A 1,481-nucleotide genomic window follows, 5' to 3' on the forward strand; every position below is an offset into this window, starting at 1 on the left:
GGGGGGTGCTTCTATCTGTTCGGTCAAGGGCTGTGGGCTTGGTCAGGCTGTTTGTTCGTGTCCGGGCTGGTAGAGGGCACGGTGCTTGAGCATGGCGTGCAGGACGTCGACGCGGCGGCGGGTGAGGCAGATGAGGGCGGCGTTGTGGCGCTTCTTTTCCGCGCGCTTCCTGTCGTAGTAGGCCCGCGATTCGGGGCTGCTGAGCGAGGCGAACGAGGCCAGGAACAGAGCCCGTTTGAGCATCTTGTTGCCCCCGCGGGGCGGTCCTTCGCCCCGGATGGAGGTCCCGGAACGACGGGTGGTGGGGGTCAGTCCCGCATAGGAGGCCAGGTGGGCGGCGGTGGGGAACGCGCTGGCGTCACCGACCTCGGCCAGGATGCGGGCACCGGTCCTGACCGCGACCCCGGGCATGGAGGTCAGGACCTTCGCGAGAGGGTGGGCGTCCAGCAGGGCGGCGACCCGCATCTCCAGGATGGCCCGGCGCTTGAGGAGGACTGCGAGGGCCTCGGCCAGGCCGGAGACGATCTCGCCAGCCGAGGCCGTGCCGGGGACCTGCACCGTCTGCTCGGCCAGCGCGGCGGTGATCTGCTCGGCCAGGGTGCGGGCACTGCGCATCCGCGGCGCCGCCTGAAGCATGACCTGCGCGATCTGCTCGGTGCCGGCCTGGGCCAGTTCGGCCGGGGAGCCGAAGGTCTGCAGCAGGGCCAGCACGGCCGGGTGCCGCAGGCGGGGTCCGAGGACGCGTTCGAGGGCGGGGTGGATGGAGGTGAGCAGTCCGCGCAGCCGGTTGGAGGTGCGGGTGGCGTCCTGGGCGAGGTCGTCGTCGTGGCCCAGGACCATGGTCAGTTCGGCCCGCACGCTTTCGTCGGGGTCGATGGAGTGCAGCAGGTGGGGCATGGTGCGGGCGGCATCGGCGATGACGTAGGCATCGCGGGCGTCGGTCTTGCCGGTGCCGGGGTGCAGATCGGCCAGCCGGCGCATCGACAGGCCCGGGAGATAGGCGACTTCGCACCCGCAGGCGCGGGCGACGGTCACCGCCAGGGTGCCGATGGAGGCCGGCTGGTCGACCACGACCAGGACCTTTCCCTTGCGCTTGAGGCGTGTGAACAGCTCGCGCAGCTGGGGCTCGCCGTTGGGCAGCGGTTTGTCGAAAGTCGTACGGCCGTCAGCCAGCAGAGCCGTGCCATGGTGGGCGGACTTGCCCACGTCCAACGCGCAGAACACATCGATCGACGTGAAGTTGTTGCTGGTCACCGGGCTTTCCCTCCCCGGAGTCACAACCGGTGGCCCCACCGGGCACCGGAGATCGGCAGCCACATTACGCAGCCCTACCCGAAGGCGGACACGCTTCCATCAGCGATCAACCGGTGCCGCCAGGACCGGCGACAGCACCCCCCGGATCATCAAGGACAGGGGCAACGAGTCATACCGGCCCTGAAGGCCACGAGCCCGAACCGGGCTCTACGAGGAAGGTAATGGGC

1 protein-coding gene is annotated in these 1,481 nt (G+C 69.8%); it reads right to left on the reverse strand.

Features of this window, described 5'->3' with window-relative positions; genetic code table 11:
• Positions 1 to 42 precede the first annotated feature (42 nt).
• Positions 43 to 1,254 carry an IS110 family transposase gene (locus ABZ464_RS52040; RefSeq protein ID WP_359290057.1) on the reverse strand — a complete coding sequence of 404 codons (1,212 nt, stop codon included), beginning with the start codon at positions 1,252 to 1,254 and terminating at the stop codon, positions 43 to 45.
• Positions 1,255 to 1,481 lie beyond the last annotated feature (227 nt).

Origin of the sequence: Streptomyces sp. NPDC005820 (assembly GCF_040630255.1) — a bacterium.
In the GTDB taxonomy this organism is placed as follows: domain Bacteria; phylum Actinomycetota; class Actinomycetes; order Streptomycetales; family Streptomycetaceae; genus Streptomyces.